Annotated in this window: 19 protein-coding genes; 12 read left to right on the top strand and 7 right to left on the bottom strand. The window is 59.7% G+C overall.

Annotation, left to right across the window (positions count from 1 at the left end; genetic code table 11):
• Window positions 1–271: 271 nt before the first annotated feature.
• On the bottom strand, window positions 272–1504 hold the full coding sequence (locus EQV93_RS22350) for an NADH:flavin oxidoreductase (RefSeq protein WP_122784228.1): 1233 nt from the start codon (window positions 1502–1504) through the stop codon (window positions 272–274).
• Between the two features lie 489 nt (window positions 1505–1993).
• A complete protein-coding gene (locus EQV93_RS22345; RefSeq protein ID WP_240892484.1) occupies window positions 1994–2767 on the bottom strand; it encodes an IclR family transcriptional regulator domain-containing protein in 774 nt (257 codons plus the stop codon).
• A gap of 145 nt (window positions 2768–2912) precedes the next feature.
• On the opposite strand from EQV93_RS22345, the gene EQV93_RS22340 reads away from it, so the two are divergent.
• From EQV93_RS22340 to EQV93_RS22315, 6 genes are all read left to right on the top strand, one after another.
• Complete coding sequence (locus EQV93_RS22340; RefSeq protein ID WP_240892483.1) at window positions 2913–3728, top strand: shikimate dehydrogenase family protein; 816 nt, start codon at window positions 2913–2915, stop codon at window positions 3726–3728.
• A 30-nt stretch (window positions 3729–3758) separates the two neighbouring features.
• Window positions 3759–5537, top strand: a complete 1779-nt coding sequence (locus EQV93_RS22335; RefSeq protein WP_240892482.1) for an FAD-dependent oxidoreductase — start codon at window positions 3759–3761, stop codon at window positions 5535–5537.
• Complete coding sequence (locus EQV93_RS22330; RefSeq protein ID WP_240892481.1) at window positions 5506–5826, top strand: NIPSNAP family protein; 321 nt, start codon at window positions 5506–5508, stop codon at window positions 5824–5826. Before EQV93_RS22335 ends, EQV93_RS22330 begins: the two co-directional genes overlap by 32 nt.
• A gap of 75 nt (window positions 5827–5901) precedes the next feature.
• Window positions 5902–7260 (top strand): MFS transporter, encoded by a 1359-nt coding sequence (locus EQV93_RS22325; protein WP_240892480.1) that lies wholly within the window; start codon window positions 5902–5904, stop codon window positions 7258–7260.
• Window positions 7261–7265: 5 nt separating this feature from the next.
• On the top strand, window positions 7266–8972 hold the full coding sequence (locus EQV93_RS22320; RefSeq protein ID WP_240892479.1) for an FAD-dependent oxidoreductase: 1707 nt from the start codon (window positions 7266–7268) through the stop codon (window positions 8970–8972).
• 215 nt (window positions 8973–9187) lie between these two features.
• On the top strand, window positions 9188–9604 hold the full coding sequence (locus EQV93_RS22315; protein WP_122784229.1) for a hypothetical protein: 417 nt from the start codon (window positions 9188–9190) through the stop codon (window positions 9602–9604).
• 130 nt (window positions 9605–9734) lie between these two features.
• Here the strand turns inward: EQV93_RS22315 and EQV93_RS22310 are convergent, their stop codons facing one another.
• The 5 genes from EQV93_RS22310 to EQV93_RS22290 are packed head-to-tail and all read right to left on the bottom strand — an operon-like array spanning window position 9735 to window position 15116.
• The gene (locus tag EQV93_RS22310) at window positions 9735–10646 is read right to left on the bottom strand and encodes an SMP-30/gluconolactonase/LRE family protein (RefSeq protein ID WP_122784230.1); all 912 of its coding nucleotides are present in this window, start codon (window positions 10644–10646) and stop codon (window positions 9735–9737) included.
• 14 nt (window positions 10647–10660) lie between these two features.
• Window positions 10661–11623: an ABC transporter permease gene (locus EQV93_RS22305; RefSeq protein ID WP_122784231.1), complete on the bottom strand. Its 963-nt coding sequence runs from the start codon at window positions 11621–11623 to the stop codon at window positions 10661–10663.
• Window positions 11620–12618 (bottom strand): ABC transporter permease, encoded by a 999-nt coding sequence (locus EQV93_RS22300; protein WP_146387938.1) that lies wholly within the window; start codon window positions 12616–12618, stop codon window positions 11620–11622. The genes EQV93_RS22305 and EQV93_RS22300 overlap by 4 nt, the downstream gene beginning before the upstream one ends.
• On the bottom strand, window positions 12615–14069 hold the full coding sequence (locus EQV93_RS22295; protein WP_240892478.1) for a sugar ABC transporter ATP-binding protein: 1455 nt from the start codon (window positions 14067–14069) through the stop codon (window positions 12615–12617). Before EQV93_RS22295 ends, EQV93_RS22300 begins: the two co-directional genes overlap by 4 nt.
• Window positions 14070–14093: 24 nt before the next feature.
• The gene (locus EQV93_RS22290) at window positions 14094–15116 is read right to left on the bottom strand and encodes an ABC transporter substrate-binding protein (protein WP_122784234.1); all 1023 of its coding nucleotides are present in this window, start codon (window positions 15114–15116) and stop codon (window positions 14094–14096) included.
• A 271-nt stretch (window positions 15117–15387) separates the two neighbouring features.
• Here EQV93_RS22290 and EQV93_RS22285 point away from each other — a divergent pair, with 271 nt between their 5' ends.
• From EQV93_RS22285 to EQV93_RS22260, 6 genes are all read left to right on the top strand, one after another.
• A complete protein-coding gene (locus tag EQV93_RS22285; RefSeq protein ID WP_146387942.1) occupies window positions 15388–16623 on the top strand; it encodes a GAF domain-containing sensor histidine kinase in 1236 nt (411 codons plus the stop codon).
• 9 nt (window positions 16624–16632) lie between these two features.
• Window positions 16633–17376 (top strand): response regulator transcription factor, encoded by a 744-nt coding sequence (locus EQV93_RS22280; protein ID WP_240892477.1) that lies wholly within the window; start codon window positions 16633–16635, stop codon window positions 17374–17376.
• Between the two features lie 153 nt (window positions 17377–17529).
• The gene (locus EQV93_RS22275) at window positions 17530–18555 is read left to right on the top strand and encodes a LacI family DNA-binding transcriptional regulator (protein ID WP_122784242.1); all 1026 of its coding nucleotides are present in this window, start codon (window positions 17530–17532) and stop codon (window positions 18553–18555) included.
• Between the two features lie 84 nt (window positions 18556–18639).
• Window positions 18640–19422 (top strand): sugar phosphate isomerase/epimerase family protein, encoded by a 783-nt coding sequence (locus EQV93_RS22270; RefSeq protein WP_122784237.1) that lies wholly within the window; start codon window positions 18640–18642, stop codon window positions 19420–19422.
• Entirely contained in the window at window positions 19415–20359 is a 945-nt protein-coding gene (locus EQV93_RS22265; RefSeq protein WP_122784238.1) for a sugar kinase, read from the top strand. Before EQV93_RS22270 ends, EQV93_RS22265 begins: the two co-directional genes overlap by 8 nt.
• A 57-nt stretch (window positions 20360–20416) precedes the next feature.
• A complete protein-coding gene (locus EQV93_RS22260; RefSeq protein WP_122784239.1) occupies window positions 20417–21712 on the top strand; it encodes an MFS transporter in 1296 nt (431 codons plus the stop codon).
• Window positions 21713–21721: the final 9 nt, after the last annotated feature.

Here is a 21721-nt window from a genome sequence, read left to right as displayed (position 1 = left end):
TCCGGTCCCGCTCCGTGGGCACGCTGCGACGGGCCATCCATGGCCCGATCGCAGCTCTCCCGGCATCCATGCCGGTCGACCCACTCCGCGAAACCTCCACTCGGCCTCCCGAAGGGGCGGCAGATCACAAGCCAGATCACAAGCCAGATCACAAGCAGATCACAAGCAGATCACAAGCAGATCACAACTCGCTGGCGAACTTGCTCCTGTAGCCGCTGACGAGCTCAGCGAGGCTGCGATCGGCAGCGAACAGACCAACACCCACTCCCTTTCAACCCCCCGCCGCCGGCTGACTGTTCAACGTGGCATCGCCGGGCTGGCCCAATACACAGGAGGTACCGCCAGGGGTGTACATCATCGCCACACAACGATTGCAGGCCGTGCAGATCGAATCACGGCTAACCCCACTGGCCAGTTTGTTGACGTAGTCATTTTCAGCCAGCAACACCCGGCCCATGGCAACCAGATCGAACCCCTCAGCCATGAGTGTTTCGATGCTCGCCAGGCTCTTGGCACCGCCCAGGTAAGCCAAAGGCATTTTCACCGCCGCACGCACCTTGCGTGCATGTTCAAGCAGATACAGCTCACGAAATTCCACGGTAGGCTCTTTGCGGCGCTGGATGGCCATCGCAAAGGCAATCAACTTGTTCTTCTGCTGAACGCGATTTTCCTTGGGAAACGAGGAACCGAACATGGTCGTAATCGACTCCGCGTTCATCCCGGCGCTGAGCACCAGCAAGTGGGCGCCCTCTTGTTCCAGCATGGCGGCAATCTTCGCCCCGTCTTCAGCGCTGTTACCGGCGCGCACGCCTTCGGTGACGCTGTATTTGCAGATCACTGCCATGTCCTGGCCAACCGCATCCAGTACCGCACGCAGCACCCGACGCGGAAAGCGCAAGCGATTTTCCAGACTGCCGCCGTATTGATCGCGACGCTTGTTGTACATCGGCGAAATGAACTGGCTGAGCAGGTAGCCATGGCCCATGTGGATTTCCACTGCATCAAAACCCGCCTGACGGGCCAGTCGAGCGCCTTGTGCGAATTCGCGCACCACTTGCTGCATGTCCGCTTCGTCCATCGCCTGTTTGAAGAACATCCCGCTCATCAGGCCGATCTTGTTGAAGCCGCCGCTGGCTGAAAGCGGACGCTTGGTCGAACGCTCACGGATAAAGGTAAAGCAGCCACCATGGGTGATCTGCGCGCTGGCCAGACCACCCTTCTCGTGAACCCCGTCGGTCAAGGCTTTGAAGTGCGGCAGGCTCACTTGGGTAAGGGTCAACTGGTTGGGCAATGTACGGCCATCGCTGCTCACCGCGCAGTAGGCGACAGTGGTCAGGGCGACGCCACCAGCAACCAAAGCCGAGTGCAACTTGACCAATTGCCTGGACGGCACGCCTTGAGCACTCATGCCCTCGTTGGTGGCGGATTTGATAAAGCGGTTTTTCAGGGTCAGTGGCCCGATCACAATAGGGCTGAACGGTGACGGGATCGGAGGAAGGTTCATGGCAGGCCTCTCGTTATTGTAATTATCAGAAGGTGCACCTGGCGTTGAATGGCAAGGTAATCGCGCAAGGCCCGCAAACGGTTTTGGGCGACGTGCGGGGGAGCCGAGATACGCGACACATGCCATGCCGATGTTGCCCAGGTAGTTGAAGTTGCCACTCAGAGTCATGCATTTCGGGGCACGATCCAAACCCGGGATGCACCACCTCTGTGCCCGCCTATCGGCAAAAGGTTCGCTGTTTTAGAGGGTTGGAGGGGCGGCATTCACCCAGGCCGCTAGCTCAAGCTGAATGATTGATGTGGCGTGCGAGCGAAACATCGTCCGACAAGACTAGAGGAGGCCTTCTCAATTAAATCGAATCGACTTCAGCTGTCTGGGTCGCCGCCAAGTCGGTCCTGTCGAGCCTCAACGCCACTGGTAATGACTGATAGTGGCGGCGGGCTGTCAGCTTACCGGGGCTCCTGCCGGATTGGGTACCGGTTTGGCATCTCACAGCATCATGATCGGCCTCAGCAACGCCTGCCCTTCATACAAGGCTGAAAGATAACGTTCACGCATCTCGGCCACGGTCATGCGAGAGGCATGGGTGGTGAGGGTCAGGGCCGCCTGCAGTTGCCTGTCGCGATCAATCAGCGGCACGCTCAACACCCGCATGCCCACTTCATACTCCTGGTCCACCACCACATGGCCACGCTCGGCGCACAGGTCTATTTCATCGCGAATCCGTGCTTCATCTGTCAGGGTGTAAGGCGTTATGGCACGTGGCGGGTTGCGCGAAAAATAGGCGTCCAGCTCCTGCGCAGGCAGGCTGGCCAGCCATAGCCGGCCACTGCCGGTGCAATACATCGGCACCCGTGACCCCGGGCGGATCGACATTGAGGTGATGTGGCTGTAGCGGCTACGGACGATATGCACGATGTCATCACCGTCGCGCACCCCCACCGAGACATGCTCCTGAGTACTGCGGGCCACCTGCTCGACAATCGGGCGCAGCATGCGCGGCAACACCGCCGAGTCGACGTACGCCTGGCCAATGCGCAAAGCCTTGGCGGTGAGCCAGTAATAACGGCCATCAGTTTGCACGAAGCTGTCATGCACCAGCGTCAGCAAAAATCTGCGGGCAGCGCTTTGGGTCAGGCCGGCCAGCCTGGCCGCTTCGGGCACGCTCAATCGCGGATGCTCCTGGGAAAACAGCTGCAACAGCGCCAGGCCCTTTTGCAGGCCGACGATCAAATCACGGGAATGGATGGTGGGCTGTTTCACCGGCTGTGCTCTTATTATTGGAAATTAGCGCGATTATCGCACTGGCAGTGCGATTATCAATGCATAAGCGCCTCGACTTGATTGTCCGCGTTGCAGCCCGCTCGCAGTATTGACCCACAACACAGCCAATAAGCGGGAGCTCCACATGATTCAGGGTTCGACTGAACTGGTCGCCATCGTCGGCTCACCTGTTGCTCAGGTGAAGTCGCCGGAAAACTTCAACCGCTGGTTCACCGACCATCAGCAGAACATCGCCATGCTCGCAATCGACTTGCAGCACAGTGCGCTGCAAGACTTTGTGAAAGCCCTGCGCGGCTGGCAAAACATGCGCGGCTGCGTGGTGACAGTGCCTTACAAGCAAGTGCTCGCCAGTCATATGGACAGCCTCAGCGACCGCGCAAAAGCCTTGCACTGCGTCAATGTAATCCGCCGCGAGCCTGACGGGCACCTGGTGGGTGACATTGTAGATGGTGAAGGTTTTCTGAATGCCGCACGCGAACAGGGTTTCAGTGCGCAGAACAAAAAGGCCCTGGTCATCGGCACCGGCGGCGTTGGCAGTGCCATTGCCTATTCACTGTGCGAGGCAGGGGTGAGCCAGCTGGCCATCAATGATCTGAGTCAAGAGCGCGCAGAGGCGCTCGGCAATCTGCTGCGCAGAGACTTTCCAGACGTTGTCATTGACCTGTGCCCAGCCTCGCTGAGTGGCTTGGACCTTGTCGTCAACGCCTCACCGGTTGGCATGAATGCTAGAGATGACGGCCCCATGCCGCTGCCTGACGCCCTGATGGAAACCCTCACCAGCACGACATTTGTGGCCGATGTCGTGACACTCCCTGTCATTACACCGTTTCTCGCTTTTGCCCGGCGCATGGGTTGTCCGATCCAGACCGGCCCTCAGATGGCTCTGGCGCAACTAGGCAACCTCGGCCATTTCATGGGCGTGACGCCCCTGAAAATCTGACCCGCCAGAGCTTTTGAAAGGTGATGAACCATGACTAAAACGACCTCCCCGCCAACACAAGTTCCTGCCCTGAGTTATGACGTGATTATCCTGGGCAGTGGCGCTGCAGGGCTCGCCGCCGCAGTAACGGCCAGTAGCCGGGGCCTCAAAGTATTGCTGTTGGAAAAAGCCGCGGCCTTTGGCGGCACATCGGCAATTTCCGGCGGCGCGGTGTGGCTGCACGATACCGATCAAGCTCGGGCAGCCGGCCACCATCTGCCGGCAGAACAGATGCGCAGTTATCTCAAGCAGGTAATCGGCAAAGGCTATAAACCCGAACTGATCGAGGCTTTTATCGAACAGGGCCGTGAAGCCCTGCGCTATCTGCATACCCACAGCGAACTGAAATATAGCCTGCGCCCGCTGTCCCCGGACTATTACCCTGACCTGCCCGGCGGTACGCAGACTGGCCGTGCACTGGAAATCGACGAGTACGACGGGCGCCGGCTGGGCGAGCATTTCAAAGACCTGCAACGGCCACCGGACGGCATGCTGTTGTTCGGCGGCATGATGGTCAATCGCGTAGATATACAGCACTTCCTCAGTTGCAAAAACTCGGCGAAATCGCTCTGGCACTGCCTAAAATTGATGGGGCGTTATGCCATAGACCGCATCAGTCACCCGCGTGGTACCCGCCTCACGGTCGGAAATGCATTGATCGCCCGCCTGGCCACCACAGCCCTAGCCAATGGTGTCGACCTGTGGCTGCAAGCCTCTACAGAATCATTGATAGTCGAGAACTCAAGGGTCACAGGTGCCCGGATCACCTGGCGCGGTCAGACCCGCTCGGTACTCGCTCAGGGCGGCGTCGTGCTGGCTACCGGTGGGGGCGCCGCAAGCTCCGGGGCAGCCGAACTGCGACCGGTCACAGGTGCGCCACACTGGAGCATGTCGCCTGCCACCAATACCGGCGACGGGCACCAGCTGGCAGCTTCGGTTCAGGCGGCAATGGGCGAACACCTCAAGGCCAACTTCTTCTGGGCCCCGGTCTCGGTGTTGCATAAGGCTGATGGCAGTGTGGAGCGCTTCCCCCATCTTGTGACCGACCGTGCCAAACCCGGAGTGATCGCAGTCAATGGCGCGGGCCGGCGTTTCGTCAATGAGTCCGACTCCTATCACAGCTTTGTCGAAAGCATGTTCGCCAACGAAGGCGCCAATGCGCCTTGCTGGCTGATTTGCGATGCTGAAGCGCTCAACACTTATGGCCTGGGCCTGGCGCGGCCACGGCCGGTGGACAACAGCGCGCTGATTGATGCCGGCTACCTGTTGCGTGCCGACAGCCTGGCGCAACTGGCTGGTATGACCGGGGTTGATGCTGGCAACCTCCAGCAGACCCTGACGCAGTTCAACGCCGACGCCGAACAGGGTATGGACCAGCAGTTCGGCAAGGGCAGTACTGCCTACAACCGCTATATGGGCGACCCCCTGCATACCCCCAATCCATGCATCAGGCCGCTGCGCAAGGCGCCCTATTACGCCATCCAGTTGTTTACCGGTGACCTCGGTTCTGCCCGCGGGCTGGTCACCAATGCCCGGGGCAACGTACTGAACCGACTGGGTGTTCCTGTCCCGGGCCTCTATGCCGCGGGCAATGAAATGAATTCGATCATGGACGGCACCTATCCCGGTCCCGGAATCACGCTGGGCCCCGGCCTCACTTTCGGCTATCTAGCGGCGAGCGATATCGCCCGCCAGTTGCAAGAGCCCGCTTCACACCTGTCTGACACTGGAGAAAACCATGTATTACGAACTGCGCACTTACACCATTAAACCCACCAAACTCGGTGACTGGCTGGCCCTGTATAAAAGCGCTGCGCTGGCCGTGCAGCAAGAGTATCTGGGCAATCTGGTCGGCTTCTTCACCACCGAATTTGGCGAGGCCAATCAAGTGGTGCATATCTGGGGCTACACCAGCCTCGACGATCGTATTGCCCGCCGTAGCGCAATGGCAGCCGACCAGCGCTGGCAGGCCTTCGCCAGCCAGAACAAAGAACTGGACGCCGTGGTAACCCTGGAGTCCCGACTGCTGCGCCCGACCGATTTTTCACCCTTGAACTGATAGATCACCCCCGTCAGCCGCTTGCACCTGCGAGCGGCTGAGCCCTCTCTAATAAGAACAATAATGGAGGCCGCCATGAGCGCCCTGCCGTCGGTTAATGTCGACCAATTGATCAACACCCGCCCCATGACCCCTATGCAGTGGCGAATAGTGCTGCTGTGTTTTCTGGTCATCGCCCTGGATGGTTTCGATGTCGCAATCATGGGTTTCATTGCCCCCGAATTGGCCCGCGACTGGGCCGTCAGCAATCTGAGCCTGGGCCCGGTCATGAGTGCGGGGCTGATCGGCGTGGCAATCGGTGCCCTGATTGCCGGGCCCCTGGCTGACCGTGTGGGACGCAAGCCGGTGCTGATTTGCGCCGTAGCATTCTTCGGCGCACTGACCCTGGCCTCGGCTTTCGCCCCCAACCTGGAATGGATGGTGGCCCTGCGGCTGCTGGCGGGCCTTGGCCTGGGGGCGGCCATGCCCAACGCCGGGACCATGGTCAGTGAGTACACACCGCTGCAGCGCCGATCGATGCTGATTACCGTCGTGCTCAGCGGCTTTACTTTTGGCGCCGCAGCGGGCGGGTTTACTTCTGCTTACATGATTCCGGTCTTCGGCTGGAAAAGCATCTTGCTGGTGGGCGGCCTGCTGCCCTTACTGGCATTACCCCTGTTAATCAGCGCCATGCCTGAATCCTTGCGCTGGCTGGTCACCCGACGACCTGCCCGGCACCACGCGCGCAGTTCCCGGATCATCCAACAACTGGCACCGGATCTGGCTAACGGGCAAGTATGCTTTAGCGTTGACGAGCCCCCCGCCACTGTCTGCAGCCCGATCGGGCAGATTCTCTCCAAGGGCTTTTTTACCGGCACCTTACTGCTGTGGCTGACCTACTTCATGGGGTTGTTCCTGGTCTACTTGTTGGGCAGCTGGTTGCCGACGCTGATCAAGAACAATGGCCTGAGCGTTAGCGACGCTGCGCTGATCACGGCTTTATTCCAGTTTGGCGGGACTGCCGGTTCGCTGTTACTGGGCTGGTTCATTGATCGCAGTAACCCGCATCGCACACTCGCCGTGGTTTACCTGATGGGCGGCCTTGCGATTTACCTGATCGGCACCGCCAGCCACGGCTTCGCCTTGTTTGCCCTGCTGGCGGCGGCAGCCGGATTCTGCATGAACGGCGCAAACGCCTGCATGTATGCACTGGCAGCCAATTTCTATCCCACCCAAGCGCGCGCTACCGGGGTTAGCTGGATGCGCGGCATCGGCGGCCTGGGTTCTATCGCCAGCGGGTTCGCCGGAGCCCATATGCTCGAGGCCGGCTGGACATTCGCAACCGTCTTTACCGCCCTGGCAGTCCCGGCCCTGATCGCAGGAATCGCGGTGTTCCTCAAGGGCAATGTCATGCCACCGGCCGGTCTGGCCCAACCTCACTCCTTGTTGCGGTAACCCTTATGCAAAATAACCAGCCAATGTTCTGTGATGTCTTGGTCGTAGGTTCCGGCGCCTCGGGCCTAGCAGCTGCGGTCACCGCCGCCGAACTTGGACTCGACGTTATCGTCGCAGAAAAAGAACCGGTATTGGGTGGGACCAGCGCGTGGTCGGGCGGCTGGTTGTGGATTCCCCGGAACCCGCTGGCCGTGGCTGACGGGATAGTTGAAGAGCTTGAGCAGTCCAGGACCTATTTGCGCAATGAGCTGCATTGCGAGGTGCTCGACTCTCGCATGGAGATGTTCCTCGAACAGGGCCCGCTAATGGTCGAGTTCTTCCAGCGCCATACCGACGTGCAGTTTTTCTCCGGCAGCCAAATGCCTGATTTTCATGCCCGCGAAGGGTTCTCCAAAGGTGGTCGCTCGGTCTGCGCACAACCGTTCGATGGTCGGCGACTGGGCCCCTGGATTAAAAAACTGCGGCGCCCGCTGGATATCATCAGCCTGGCCGGGATGGGCATTGCAGGCGGTGCTGATCTGAACCATCTGCTCAATGCCCGGCGCTCCCCGGCCTCAGCCCTGTATACCGCCAAGCGCTTGCTGCGCCATGCTCGCGACCTGATCCGCCATGGGCGCGGCATGCACTTGGTAAATGGCAATGCACTGGTGGCGCGACTGCTCAAGAGCGCGGTAGATCGAAAGGTCCGACTGCTGACAGAGACGCCGGTGCGCGGGCTGCTTCGCGAGGGTGAACGGGTAGTCGGCGCACGGGTGGAGCGGTCTGGACAATTGCTTGAAATCCGTGCACGACGTGGCGTGGTACTGGCCTGCGGTGGATTCCCCCATGATCAACAACGCATCGCCCGTCTCTTCCCCCATGCGCCCAATGGCACCGAGCATTTAAGTGCGGCCCCCAAAGGCAATACCGGCGATGGCCTGCGCTTGGGCGAAAGTGTCGGCGCGGGCTTTGCACAGGACTTGCCCAATGCCGCCGCGTGGGCGCCGGTGTCACGGGTACCGCGCGCCGATGGCGGATTCAGTGGCTTTCCCCATTTGATGGAGCGCGCAAAACCCGGGTTCATTGCCGTGCGTCAAGATGGCCGACGCTTCGTAAACGAGGCTGATTCCTACCACGACTATATGTGCTCTGTGTTCGATAGCACCGGCCCCGGGCAAACGACAACCTCGTGGCTTGTCTGCGATCATCGTGCGCAACGCCGTTATGGGCTGGGCTGGTCGAAACCCTTTCCGTTCCCAACGGGGCCGTATGTTCGCCAAGGCTATCTGTTCAAGGACGCAACCCTGGCAGGTCTGGCGCGGCAATGCGCGATTGATGAGGCACAGTTGCAAGCCACGGTCAGCACATTCAATGAAAACGCAGAGAAGGGATGCGATCCATTTTTTCAGCGTGGGGAGTCGCTGTACAACCGCGCTCAAGGAGAGTCGCGGCATACTCCCAACCCTTCGCTCGGCAGCTTGCGCCATGGGCCTTTCTACGCGGTGAAGCTGGTGCCTGGCAGCCTCGGCACTTTCGCCGGGCTCACTACCGATGCGTGTGCCCGGGTGCTGGATAATCATGGCCGGCCCATGCCGGGCTTATTTGCTGTGGGCAATGACATGAACAGTATCATGCAGGGCTATTACCCCAGCGGAGGAATCACACTGGGGCCCGGCATGACGTTTGGCTACATCGCCGGAAAAACACTCGCCAGTCAGGCAGATCAGGGATAAGCAGACAGGTATGGGTTGAATTGCGAGGCCTGGCTCACGCGCCGCATCCGCAGTGTGCTGCTCAGGGGTGAACTTGCCTTCGTTGAGGACTGGGGGTTTTTCGATTCGCTGATAAGAGGAAGTCCTCCACGACGTAATCAGTATGTCTTGAGCCTAAAGACCTTTACTCGCCTGCCGATGACCTTGAACAACTTAAGGTTTAAAGGACAAACGCCATGGTCAGCAGCATCCCAAGCCTTGGAGCAGGCATCAGCATTCCTGGGGCGGCCACTCAAGCCCCGGACAACGCTGCGGTAAGCGAGACGGGAACAGCGGCGCAGCCGCAGAAGATCAATACCAAGGCGACATCGGGTGCTTCTGCCGAAAGCAGCGATGACAGTTCCGACATCGTGAAGCAGCTGAAGAAGCAGATCGCACAGTTGCAGAAACAGCTTCAGCAACAGCAGCAAGCGTTGCAGCGCATCCAGTCCAGCGAACAGAGCGCGGACGCCAAGGCCGCGGCGATTGCCGGTGCTCAAGCGCAAATCACGGCGACGGCTGCGGCGCTGCAAACAGCGACCGCAGCCTTGTTGCAGGCCGTGCTGGCCCAAGGCGGCAGCAGTTCAGGGTCGATGGTCAGTACCTCGGCTTGAGGAACGTAAACTCAAGGCGGGCACCGTTCCTGTAGCCGCTGACGAGCTCTGCGAGGCTGCGATCGACGGCAAAGCCGTCGTAAAACCCTTCAATCCGGTGCATCAGACACACCACCATTGCCGGGCGTGATCAAGGCACCTGAGCGCCCGCCACGGCCACGTGGATCATGTACAACGAGGTGTTGGCCGCGATAAACAGACGGTTACGCCGCGGCCCGCCAAACGTCAGGTTGGCGACCTTCTCGGGCAGTTTGATTTTGCCCAGCAGCACGCCATCAGCGTCAAAACACTGAATCCCGTCACCCGCGCTGGTCCAGATGTTGCCCTGTACGTCGATCCGCAGCCCGTCCGGTATGCCCGGTTCGATATGGGCCAACACCCGCGACGCACCCAATCGGCATCCGTCAATCACTTGAATGGCACGGATATGGTGGGCCCCGTCCGGATCATGGGAACGCGCCGAATCAGCGATGTACAACGTCTGCTCATCCGGGGAAAACGCCAGGCCGTTGGGCTGTTCAAAATCATCGGCCACACAGGCAATGTCCAGTGTCTGCGGGTCTATGCGGTAGACGTTGTGCCCGCTCTGTTCGGGTTCCGCCTGATAGCCTTCGTAGTCACTGAGAATGCCGTAGGTCGGGTCGGTGAACCAGATGCCACCGTCACTGTGCACCACCACGTCGTTGGGCGAATTAAGACGCTTGCCTTCAAACTGATCAGCCAACACGGTGATGCTGCCATCGGGCTCAGTGCGCGTGACGCTGCGGGTACCGTGCTGGCAGGTCACCAGCCGCCCTTGACGATCACGGGTGTTGCCATTGGCGAAGTTGGACGCCGGACGAAACACCGACACGCCCTGCTCCGGCGTCCAGCGCAAGATGCGTTCGTTAGGGATGTCGCTCCACAGCAGATAGCCGCCATCGTTGAACCACACCGGGCCTTCCGCCCAGCGGCACTGATCGTAAAGGCGTTCAAGCTGAGTGTTGGGCAAGGTCAGGCTGCGAAAGCGCGGGTCGTGGAATTCGTAAATATCGTCGCTCATATAGGAATCCTTGCTTAAAGGCTGCGCAGGCTTTTACGCCCGCTGACGGCGGCTATCACCGCAATAATGATCACGCCAGTCAGGATCAACCGCACACCGGCGCTGGCGCCGAAGGTGTTGAGCATACTGACCAGCAAATACAGAAACAGCGCAGCGCCCCACAGCCCCGGTACGTTGGAAAAACCACCGGCCACCGAAGTGCCGCCAATCACTACCACTGCAATCGAGGCCAACAGGTATTCATCGCCCATGCTCAGCGAGGCGCCACCCGAGAAACCGGCCAGCACCACGCCGCACACGCTGGCAAACACCGCACTCAGTACGTAGGTGGCCCACCGCACACGTTCTACCCTTACGCCCGCCAACTCGGCTGCGCGCATGTTCTGGCCCACCGCCAGCGTCCAGCGGCCATACAGGCTGCGGCTCAACACATAACCGGCGACAACCGTCAGTACGCCCACCGCCAAGGCCAAATACGGAATACCCAGCACTTTGCCCGTGGAGAATTGATAGAACAGTTCCGGCGGCGCAATCCTCACGCTGCGACCGTAGGCAATCGCCATCGACTGCAACAGGAAACTGGCGGATAAGGTGGCGATGATCGGCGGGATACGCAGCACGCGAATCAGGGCGTAATTGGCACAACCGATCAACACGCCCACAGCCAAAACACCGGCCACGCCCAGTGCGATCAAGCCGTCCTGGCCGTCCATCAGCTTCATCCCGACCGCGCCGCTCAAGGCGATGTTGGCCGGGATCGACAAGTCGATATTGCCGGGCCCGGTGGTGATGACGAACATCTGCCCCACCCCGACGATGACAAAAAATGCCGAGAAGGCCAGCGCACCCGACGTCAGCGCGGCAGCGCCTTCGCCACGGGTAAAGGCCAGCGTGGCCAGCCACACCAGCAGCGCGGCCAGAAACGACCACAACCAGGGTTTGCTGCGCACGCGATTGATATGCAGGGACAGGTTCATACCGGACGTACCTCTAGGCGGTTAACGGCTGTGCGCAGGGCCAGCACCAGAATCAAAATCGCCCCTTGAGCACCGATTTGCCAGTCCGGCGAGATGCGGATAAAGGACAGCAGTGATCCGGCCAGCACCAGGGTCAAGGCGCCCAACACGGCACCGATAGGCGACACTCGCCCGCCGGTAAATTCCCCACCGCCCAGAATCACTCCGGCAATCGACAGCAAGGTATAACGCAGCGCCATATTGGCATCGGCCGAGGTGGTCAAGCCCACCAGAAACAGCCCCGACAACACACCAAAACACCCGGCCATTGCATACAACGTGACCTTGATCCGCAGCAGCGACCAGCCTGCCTTGGCAATCGCCAGCGGGTTGCCCCCGGCACCGCGCAGTACCACGCCCAGGGTCGAACGCATCAAAAACAGGTGCACGGCAATCGCCAGCAGCACGCACACCACTACGGCAAACGGCAATAACGGTGTCTTGATCTTGACCAGCGCCTGCAACCATTGCGGCGCGCTGCCACCGGGCGCGGGCAGGAGTAGCACCGCACCACCGATCCAGATAAACGACATGCCCAGCGTCACCACAATCGCCGGTAACTGGCGGATATGAATCAGTGCGCCGAGCAAGGCGTACACGCCTATACAGCCCACCAGTGCCAGACAGCCCAGCCACGGATGGTCATTGAGCAAGGTCGCGGCCACGCAGGCCACGAAGCTGATAAAGCTACCCAGTGACAAATCCAGGTCGTTGACGGTGATGATCAGCATCTGCGCAATGGTCGCCAACGCGATCGGTACCGCAAGATTGAGCATCAGGTTCATGCCCATGTAGCTCATGGCACGCGGCTGCATGATAAAGATGGTCGCCAGCAGCACCACCAGCGACACCGCAGGTAAAGCGTTGCGCAGCAGGCGTGCACGATTGAACGCAGCCGAGGGCGTGGTCGTAAGCAAGGGTTGAGGTTTTAACGTCATGGGTTGAGGCGCGTTCATGCCACCTCCTCCTGAAAGGAACTGCGCAGAATCTGCGCTTCGCTCAATTGATCCCGGGCCATGTCGGCCACCACTTGGCCTGCGCGAAACACGTAGATGTGATCGCAATGGTCCAGTTCTTCAAGCTCAGTGGTGTACCAGATGAACGTGCGTCCGCGAGCAGCCTCCTCTTTGATGATGGCGTAGACCTCGCGTTTGGTGCCCACATCAACCCCACGCATCGGGTCGTCCATCAAGATCAAGTCACTGTCACTGCCCAATGCGCGGGCAAACAGGGCCTTTTGCTGGTTGCCGCCCGACAGCGACATAATCGGCTGGTTCATGTCCGGCGTGCGAATGGCCATCCGTTGTTGCCACTTGACCGCCATTGCCTGCTCGGCCTGGGGGTCGATCAGCACGCCGCGTTTGAGCGCGGCCAATGAGCTGATGGTGATGTTCTCGGCAATCGACCACAGGCTGAACACCCCGTCAGTCTGGCGATCACCGGCCACCAGCGCGACACGCTGACCAGCGCCAATGCGCTCGCGCAACAGCTGCACCAACCATTGGCTTTGCCCCTGTCCAGCCAGCCCGGCCAAGCCGACAATTTCACCGGCCCAGGCGGCCACCGTCTGCTCGTTTTGTTGGCGCGCCGGACGCTGATTGACTACGGGCGACTGACTGTCGCGCTTGGAGATGAACACCTGTTGTTCATCCTGAGGTTTGGCCACCGTGCCCATCGACGCCACCAACGAAGCATGGGTAAACGCACTGGCAGCGCGTACATCGACTACACAACCGTCGCTCATCACTGCAATGCGATCGCACGTGGCGAGCATTTCGCCGAGGATATGGCTGATCAGCACCACACAACCGCCGCCTTCAACGTAGCGGCGCACGTGCGCCAGCAGTTGCTCGGCGACCCGGGCGTCCAGAGACGAAGTCGGTTCATCCAGAATGACCAGTGCCAGATGCTCGTCGACGCAGGTAAAGGCGCGGGCTATTTCGACCATCTGCCGCTGACCGATCGGTAAGTCGGCCACTACGTCCGCCGGGTTGATGCCATGCCCCGGGAAGATGTTGTTGAGGGTCTGCATAATCAGCGCGCCGGCTTTACGCCGCCAGCCGAAGCCACGTAAACCGGGGCACATCAGCCGCGTGTTTTCGGCCACGGTGAGATTGGGGCACAGTGACAGTTCCTGAAACACACAACGGATACCGTGCTGGCGAGCCACTTGCACCGAATAGCCACTGCGCACATCAACGCCGCCCATCAGCAATGAGCCCGCATCGGCGCGCAGGGTGCCCGCCAAAATGTGCATCAGCGTCGATTTACCGGCGCCGTTGTGACCGATAAGGCCCAGACATTCGCCAGCCCGGCAATTCAGGTCAACGTCATTTAAAGCGCGCACGGCGCCGAAACGCTTGCCGACCCCTTTGAGGTCAACCAGCGATGCGTGGGTCACAGTCATGACTCTTTCCTCGGCGGGGGGCGCTTACTGCGCTACGGGGCTCTTGAGTTGCGCAACGTCGTCAACGCTGTAGACGTGACTGACAATGCCGCCCTTTTCCAACCCGGCCAGCGAGCTTTCGAGGGTGTCCTGAGTCACGCTAATGGCGGGCGACAACAGGTCATGGGGCATTTGCTTGCCGTCGAGTAATTGCTGAGCGACCCAAAACGCGAGGCTGGAAATGCTCGGTGCGCTGGAGATCGAGAACGCTTGATAGCCGTTGGCGTCTTTTTGCTTCTTCCACAGCGACAGTTCTTCTTCGCGGTTGCCGAAGACAATGACCGGCAGTGGTCGGCCCGCAGCGGTAAAGGCTTGGGCCACGCCGAAGCCGTCATCACCCTGAGTCACCACAGCGTCGATTTTCGGCAGGCTGGGCAAGATCCCGGCGACGGCTTTTTGTGCGGCAGTCTGCGACCAGTTGCCGTTGACCGAACCGACGATTTTCAACTGCGGGTGCTTGCTCGCCCCGGCCACCACACCGGAATGGATCAACTCATCCACTGAAACCCCGGCCAGGCCGCGAACTTGCAGCACGTTGGCGCCATCCGGAAAGCGCTTGGCCAGGTAATCCATACCATCCAGGCCACTTTGCTTGAAGTCCATGGAGATGCGGTAAGCGCACGGCTCAGTGACGATGCCGTCGAATGAAACCACGATAATCCCGGCATCGCAGGCTTGTTTGACCGCGCCGTTCAACGCGGTGGGCGACGCCGCATCAATGACGATGGCGTTATAGCCTTGAAGGATCAGGTTCTGGATTTGCGCCGCTTGCTCGGTGGCCTGGTTCTCGCCGGTGGTAAACGAGTCAGCGCCCTGGATAATCCCGGCTTTGACCGCTTGATCAGTGGTGTTCTGCCAACTGGTCAGCATGCTCTGACGCCACGAGTTACCGGCGTAGTTATTGGACAAGGCAATGGTTTTATCGGCCGTGTCGGCCTGGGCGGGAACAAACGGGGTGAGCAGTAAGGCAGTGGACAGCAAAGCACAACACAGTGAGTGACGTTCCATGACAAAAACCCTTTTTATTATTGTGGGCCAGCGGTCGCCGATTAATTCGGTCGTACCTGATTACTGTGCAACGTTTCCAGTCTGATCGGGCAATGGCCTTGTGTCTGGAGCGTTACTGCACACTTGACACCCTTTGCGCGTAAATAACCTGCGGGATCCCGCAAAAGAAACGCGTATTCGTGCAGCGTTATTCAACGTGCGTGCGCCCCACTTTGGGTCATAATCGTGCCTCGGGCCGCCAACGGGTGTGCCTTCTGATGGATGTTCGGGCATGACGCAAAGAGTCCCCATAGCGGCTGAAAATGTGCTGCACCACTTTCTCGGCATTTCCCGGGCGCTGGCCGGACGCCTGGACTTTCAATCGATGATTGAAGCGGTGTCCGAAGAAATCCGCTTTATCCTGCCCCACGACCACCTGGACGTCAGTCTGCTGCTCGATGACGACAATCACCTGTCGGCGTACGAGACCGGTCTGCATACCGCCTGGAGCGACTTTGCGATTCACCCGCTGGAAATAGCCCGCAGCCCGATCCGCAGTCTGCTGCTGGGGGTGGAGCCGTACATCCTCAGTGATGACGCCATGATTGATGAGCGCTTTCAGTTCCCCGGCGCCTTGAACAACCCGATTTTCGATGCCCGCTTGCGCAGTCGCCTGCATGTGCCTTTGCGCGCCCGGGGCGAGGTGATCGGTGCTTTGAGCTGTTCAACCCACGTGGCCAATTTTTATACCCTCGATGATGTGCGCCACACCCAGCATGTGGCCGACCTGCTGGCGTCCTACCTGTATGCCTTGCGCCAGACCGAGCAGGCCAAACAACTGGCCATCGTCGAAGCGCAAATCCGCGCCCGCGAAGAAGGCCTTCGTCTGGGCGTGCTGCGCCTGACTGAAGAGCTGGAAAACGAGCGGCAACGCATCGGCATGGACCTGCACGACCAGACACTGGCCGACATGACCCGTCTGCATCGGCGCCTCGCCCGCCTGCAATTGCTCGACAGCGTGCCCACAACAGAGCTAGCGCCGGTTGCTCAGGCCCTGCACGAAAGCATGCAAGAGCTTCGCCTGATCATCGACGCGGTCAAACCGACCATTCTGCAACTGTTCGGTTTTGTCGAAGGCCTTGAAGACCTGCTGCTGCGCAGCGTGCGCAACAGTGGGCTGGCCATTGTCACGCAGTTGCGTGATGACACCGACGGGCTGGCCAATGACCTCGCCGAACCGCAAAAAATTGCCTTGTTCAGGATTATTCAGGAGGCGGTCAACAACGCCATCAAACACGCCGCGCCACACGCGATCATCGTTGAAATCACCGCCACCGCCAGCCATCTGTGCCTGACTATCCTCGATGATGGCCTGGGGCTGGACAGCGCCAGCCGGCTGGAAACCGGAGGCATCAAGAACATGCAAGTTCGCGCGCAACTGCTCAGCGCCCATGTGCACATCGACAAAGGCCCAAACGGCAAAGGCACCTGTGTGCAGGTAAGTCTGCCGCTGCCATCGCTGCTTTAGGAACAGATCATGGAAATCCTGTTAATTGAAGACGATCCGGTGCACCGCGCCTTTTTCAAGGAAGTCATAGAAGGCGCATTACCGGAATGCGTGCGCCTGCACGAAGCCGAAGACGGCTTGATGGGTGAGCGACTGGCCCAGGAGTTTGCCGTTACCTGCGTGGTCATGGACTTGCAGATGCCTCGGCGTACCGGTGTTGAAGCGGCACGGGCAATTTGGCACGAGCGCCCGCACACCTCGATCATGTTCTGGTCCAACTACGCCGATGAAGCCTATGTACGAGGCATTTCACGCATCGTGCCTGAAGGCGCGGCCTACGGTTATATCCTCAAGACCGCCTCCGAAGACCGTCTGCGCCTGGCCCTGCGCAGCCTGTTTATCGAACAGCAGTGCGTGATTGACCGGGAAGTGCGCGGGGTACAACAGAAAAGCCAGAACCAGCTACTGGGCTTGACCGACGCCGAATACGAAGTCCTGCAAGACATCGCCTTGGGGCTGACCGACCGGGTCATTGCCCAGCGCCGCAATCTATCGTTGCGCACCGTGCAAAATCGCCTGCAACAGCTGTATGAAAAGCTCGGCGTGCGTCAGCCCAGCGAAGACACTGAAAGCGCCCCGGCCTTCAATTTGCGTTCAAGGGCGGTCAATGTGGCACTGCTGCGTAAATTGCTTAACCGCACGGCGATGGAGCAGGCTGAAATCGAATTGCAGGCATGGCTCAAGGACCCGCGGTTCAACTACTCAAAACACTGATCGGCGGCCCCCGCGTCCAACCCACGCGTTTATTTCTGTAGGACAGTCGATAAACGTCACTTGACGCCGGCAGGTGATTTGAGTTTTCCTGAAACCGGTTTCAGCGCATTGCGTGAAACCGCCTGCGATAACACCAATAAAAGGTTTCAGGCCGTGAACAGTTTTTCTGCTGCCCAGCGCAGTCGCGTCACCATGCTTGATGTAGCTCAACGTGCTGGGGTGTCCAAGGCCAGCGTGTCGCGCTTTATCGGCGAAGACCGCGCCCTGCTCTCCCAGGCCATTGCCGAGCGTATCGAGCGTGCCATCAACGAGCTGGGCTACCGGCCCAACCAAATGGCCCGTGGTCTGAAGCGCGGTCGCACCCGACTGATCGGCATGCTGGTGGCCGATATTCGCAATCCCTATTCAATTGCGGTGATGCACGGTGTCGAGACGGCCTGCCGTCAGCACGGCTACAACCTGGTGGTGTGCAACACCGATCGCGATGATGAGCAAGAACGCCAGCACCTCGCGGCTTTGCGTTCCTACACTATCGAAGGCTTGATTCTTAATACCTTGGGTCACCATCCGGATGCGCTGCAAGCGCTGCAGCAGGAAATGCCCGTCGTCCTGATTGACCGAAAAGTCGAACAACTGCACAGCGACCTGGTCGGGCTGGATAACCCCGGCGCGGTGCGTATGGCCCTTGAGCATCTGCAACAACAGGGTTATCGCGACGTGCTGCTGGTCAGCGAGCCGATTGACGGCACCAGCTCACGGGTCGAGCGTATTCTCAGCTTCACCTCGCAACTGGCCGAACACCCGACACTCAAGGGCGCAGTCGTGCAAACCGGTCCGCAGTTGCTGGCCGACATTCAATCTTTCCTGCACACACCTGGCAACGGCCACAAAGCCTTGTTCTGCGCCAATGGCGTGGCGGCGCTAGCGTGCACGCAGGTATTGCGCGATTTGAATTGCCGACTGTTTGAAGACGTGGGCCTGATTGCCCTCGATGACCTGGACTGGTTCCCGTTGGTGGGCAACGGCATCACCGCCCTCGCCCAACCCACCCAACAAATCGGCGCCAGTGCCTTTGATTGCCTGTTTAAACGCCTCAATGGCGACAAGAGCCCGGCCCGCGCGCTGGATTTTGCCGCCCACTTGATAGTTCGCGGCTCCACGCAACCGCCCAATACCTAAGATGTTGTGACTGGCAGCCCGCTGCACGGGTTATCAGTGATGTGTCATAACAAAAAATGAAACCGGTTTCAGAGATTAATAACAATGACCACATTTCCCGTTTCCATCAGTTTGTCGAGCTACGGCGCCGACTTGGTTCGCCAACGCGGCCAGGGCAGTTTTATTGAAGTACTGGCCACTGCTGGCGCAACACGTATCGAATTGCGCGAAGAACTGTTGACCGATGAAGACCCGGCCACGTTCAGCCACGCCGTGCAGCAGCACGGTCTTGAGTGTGTGTACTCTTCGCCTATCGAACTGTGGGAAGCCGGCCAGTCACGGCCTAACCCGCAGTTGCTCGCCACCTTGGCGCGCGCTCATGCATTCGGGGCCAAATGGTTAAAAGTTTCGCTAGGTTATTTCACCGAACATTGCGATCTGCCCAATCTGACCGCATGCCTGAACCAGCAGCCCGTGCAATTGCTGGTGGAAAACGACCAGACCTCACAGGGCGGTCGCATCGAGCCCATGCAACGTTTCTTCGACAAGGTCGATCAGCAGCGTGCCCCGATCAGCATGACCTTCGACATTGGTAACTGGCAGTGGCAAGACCAGTCGGCCAGTACCGCCGCTCGTTTGCTGGGCCGTTATGTGACGTACCTGCATTGCAAGGGCGTGGCACGCCGCCCGGATGGCAAGTTGATTGCCATACCGCCTACGGCCACTGACTTGCACATGTGGCAGCAACTGATGAGCCATATGCCCCACGGCTTGACCCGTGCCGTCGAATACCCGCTGCAAGGCAACGACCTCGACTGGCTGACCCAGGAACACGTCGCGGTTTTGGCCACGCTGAGCCACGCCCAACAGGAGCTGAGCCATGTCTGACTTTGATCTGCTGTCGTTTGGCGAAACCATGGCCATGCTGGTCGCCGACCATACGGGCGATCTGGCCGACGTCGGGCAGTTTCATAAACGCATTGCCGGCGCCGACAACAATGTCGCAATTGGCTTGGCGCGTCTGGGCTTCAAGGTCAAATGGCTAAGCCGCGTCGGTAACGATTCGTTTGGCCGGTTCATTCTCGACACCCTGCAAAAAGAGGGGCTGAACTGCCAGCACGTCGAGATCGACCCGCAGCATCCGACCGGCTTTCAACTCAAGTCCCGGGTAGAGGATGGCAGCGACCCGCAGGTGGAATATTTCCGCCGTGGCTCGGCCGCCAGTCACATGAGCTGCGCCGCCATCACGCCAGCATTGCTCCAGGCGCGTCACTTGCACGCGACCGGTATTCCGCCTGCGCTTTCTGCCAGTTGCAATGAACTGTCCTTCGCCCTGATGAAAGCCATGCGTGAGGCCGGCCACTCGGTGTCATTCGACCCTAACCTGCGACCTTCACTGTGGGCCAGCGAGCAGCAGATGATCCGTGACATCAACGCCCTCGCCGCCCATGCCCACTGGGTGTTGCCGGGCTTGAGCGAAGGCCGCTTGCTCACCGGCTTCGACACCCCGGCCGACATTGCCGCGTTTTACCTCGATCAGGGCAGCGAAGCGGTGATTATCAAACTGGGGGCCGATGGCGCCTACTTCCGTACCGCCGACGATCAAGACTTCGTACCTGCCGTGCCGGTGGCCAAGGTCATTGACACCGTGGGCGCGGGCGATGGCTTTGCCGTGGGTGTCATCAGCGCCCTGCTGGACAACCTCAGCATGACCCAGGCCGTACAGCGCGCTAACTGGATTGGCAGCCGTGCCGTGCAAAGCCGTGGCGACATGGAAGGGCTGCCCACCCGCGCCGAACTGGAGCAGTACCTCGCAACGACCTGATTTCTGGCCTTACTCGTTACCTGCTGCGACAAAAACAACAAGCTCAGGAGACTTACCATGCAATCGCTAAAACTCGCTGCCCGTCGGTGGTGGTACATCATGCCGATCGTATTTATCACCTACAGCCTGGCCTACCTGGACCGTGCCAACTACGGTTTTGCCGCGGCTTCAGGCATGGCCGCCGACCTTAATATCACACCGGGCCTGTCGTCGTTGCTGGGGGCGTTGTTCTTCCTCGGTTACTTCTTCTTTCAGGTGCCGGGGGCGATTTATGCGCAGAAGAACAGCGTTAAAAAGCTGATTTTTGTCAGCCTGATTCTCTGGGGCAGTCTGGCCACGTTGACCGGCGTGGTGTCCAACGCCTACACCCTCATCGTGATCCGCTTTATGCTCGGCGTGGTTGAAGCCGCAGTGATGCCGGCCATGCTGGTGTACCTGTGCCACTGGTTCACCCGTGCCGAACGCTCACGAGCCAACACCTTTCTGATCCTCGGCAACCCGGTGACCATGTTGTGGATGTCGGTGGTCTCGGGCTATCTGGTGCAGCATTACAGCTGGCGCTGGATGTTTATCGTCGAAGGTCTGCCCGCTGTGCTCTGGGCATTTATCTGGTGGCGTCTGGCAGATGACCGCCCAAGCGACGCCAAATGGCTCAGCCCTGAGGAAAAACAAGACCTGCAAACCGCGCTGGACGCCGAACAGGTCGGCATCAAGCCGGTGAAGAACTACGCCGCCGCCTTCCGCTCGCCCAAAGTCATCCTGCTGTCTTTGCAATTCTTTTGCTGGAGCATTGGCGTCTACGGCTTCGTGCTGTGGTTGCCGTCGATTCTCAAGCAAGGCGCACAGATGGACATGATCGAAGCGGGCTGGCTCTCGGCCCTGCCCTATCTGGCGGCCGTGATCGCCATGCTGGCGGTGTCATGGGGCTCGGACAAACTGCAAAAACGCAAACGCTTCGTCTGGCCTCCGCTGCTACTCGCCTCGATTGCCTTTTACGGTTCCTACGCACTGGGCGCTGAACACTTCTGGTGGTCCTACGCCTTGCTGGTGATTGCCGGTGCCTGCATGTACGCCCCTTATGGCCCGTTTTTCGCCATCATCCCGGAGATTCTGCCTGCCAACGTAGCCGGCGGTGCAATGGCGCTGATCAACAGCATGGGCGCGCTGGGCTCGTTTGGCGGTTCGTATCTGGTCGGCTACCTGAACAGCGAAACCGGCTCGCCGGGTGCTTCTTTCCTGCTGATGAGCGGCGCACTGCTGATTTCCGTCCTGCTCACGCTGATGCTCAAACCCACGGTCAATGACACCGCAGCGCCTACCCGGCTGGCTGCGCCCCGTCTGGCCCACTCTTGAATTACATGT

This window comes from Pseudomonas sp. TMW22091, assembly GCF_022496705.1.
Lineage (GTDB): Bacteria > Pseudomonadota > Gammaproteobacteria > Pseudomonadales > Pseudomonadaceae > Aquipseudomonas > Aquipseudomonas saxonica.
This window is presented reverse-complemented; position numbering and strand designations above follow the sequence as displayed.

Bases quoted from the DNA above. Each gene is read 5' to 3' on its own strand.
- EQV93_RS22320 (WP_240892479.1), top strand. From the start codon at position 7,266: ATGCAAAATAACCAGCCAATGTTCTGTGATGTCTTGGTCGTAGGTTCC.
- EQV93_RS22285 (WP_146387942.1), top strand. From the start codon at position 15,388: ATGACGCAAAGAGTCCCCATAGCGGCTGAAAATGTGCTGCACCACTTT.
- EQV93_RS22295 (WP_240892478.1), bottom strand. From the start codon at position 14,069: ATGACTGTGACCCACGCATCGCTGGTTGACCTCAAAGGGGTCGGCAAG.
- EQV93_RS22270 (WP_122784237.1), top strand. From the start codon at position 18,640: ATGACCACATTTCCCGTTTCCATCAGTTTGTCGAGCTACGGCGCCGAC.
- EQV93_RS22340 (WP_240892483.1), top strand. From the start codon at position 2,913: ATGATTCAGGGTTCGACTGAACTGGTCGCCATCGTCGGCTCACCTGTT.
- EQV93_RS22300 (WP_146387938.1), bottom strand. From the start codon at position 12,618: ATGAACGCGCCTCAACCCATGACGTTAAAACCTCAACCCTTGCTTACG.
- EQV93_RS22310 (WP_122784230.1), bottom strand. From the start codon at position 10,646: ATGAGCGACGATATTTACGAATTCCACGACCCGCGCTTTCGCAGCCTG.
- EQV93_RS22260 (WP_122784239.1), top strand. From the start codon at position 20,417: ATGCAATCGCTAAAACTCGCTGCCCGTCGGTGGTGGTACATCATGCCG.
- EQV93_RS22305 (WP_122784231.1), bottom strand. From the start codon at position 11,623: ATGAACCTGTCCCTGCATATCAATCGCGTGCGCAGCAAACCCTGGTTG.
- EQV93_RS22335 (WP_240892482.1), top strand. From the start codon at position 3,759: ATGACTAAAACGACCTCCCCGCCAACACAAGTTCCTGCCCTGAGTTAT.
- EQV93_RS22265 (WP_122784238.1), top strand. From the start codon at position 19,415: ATGTCTGACTTTGATCTGCTGTCGTTTGGCGAAACCATGGCCATGCTG.
- EQV93_RS22325 (WP_240892480.1), top strand. From the start codon at position 5,902: ATGAGCGCCCTGCCGTCGGTTAATGTCGACCAATTGATCAACACCCGC.
- EQV93_RS22280 (WP_240892477.1), top strand. From the start codon at position 16,633: ATGGAAATCCTGTTAATTGAAGACGATCCGGTGCACCGCGCCTTTTTC.
- EQV93_RS22350 (WP_122784228.1), bottom strand. From the start codon at position 1,504: ATGAACCTTCCTCCGATCCCGTCACCGTTCAGCCCTATTGTGATCGGG.
- EQV93_RS22290 (WP_122784234.1), bottom strand. From the start codon at position 15,116: ATGGAACGTCACTCACTGTGTTGTGCTTTGCTGTCCACTGCCTTACTG.
- EQV93_RS22315 (WP_122784229.1), top strand. From the start codon at position 9,188: ATGGTCAGCAGCATCCCAAGCCTTGGAGCAGGCATCAGCATTCCTGGG.
- EQV93_RS22330 (WP_240892481.1), top strand. From the start codon at position 5,506: ATGTATTACGAACTGCGCACTTACACCATTAAACCCACCAAACTCGGT.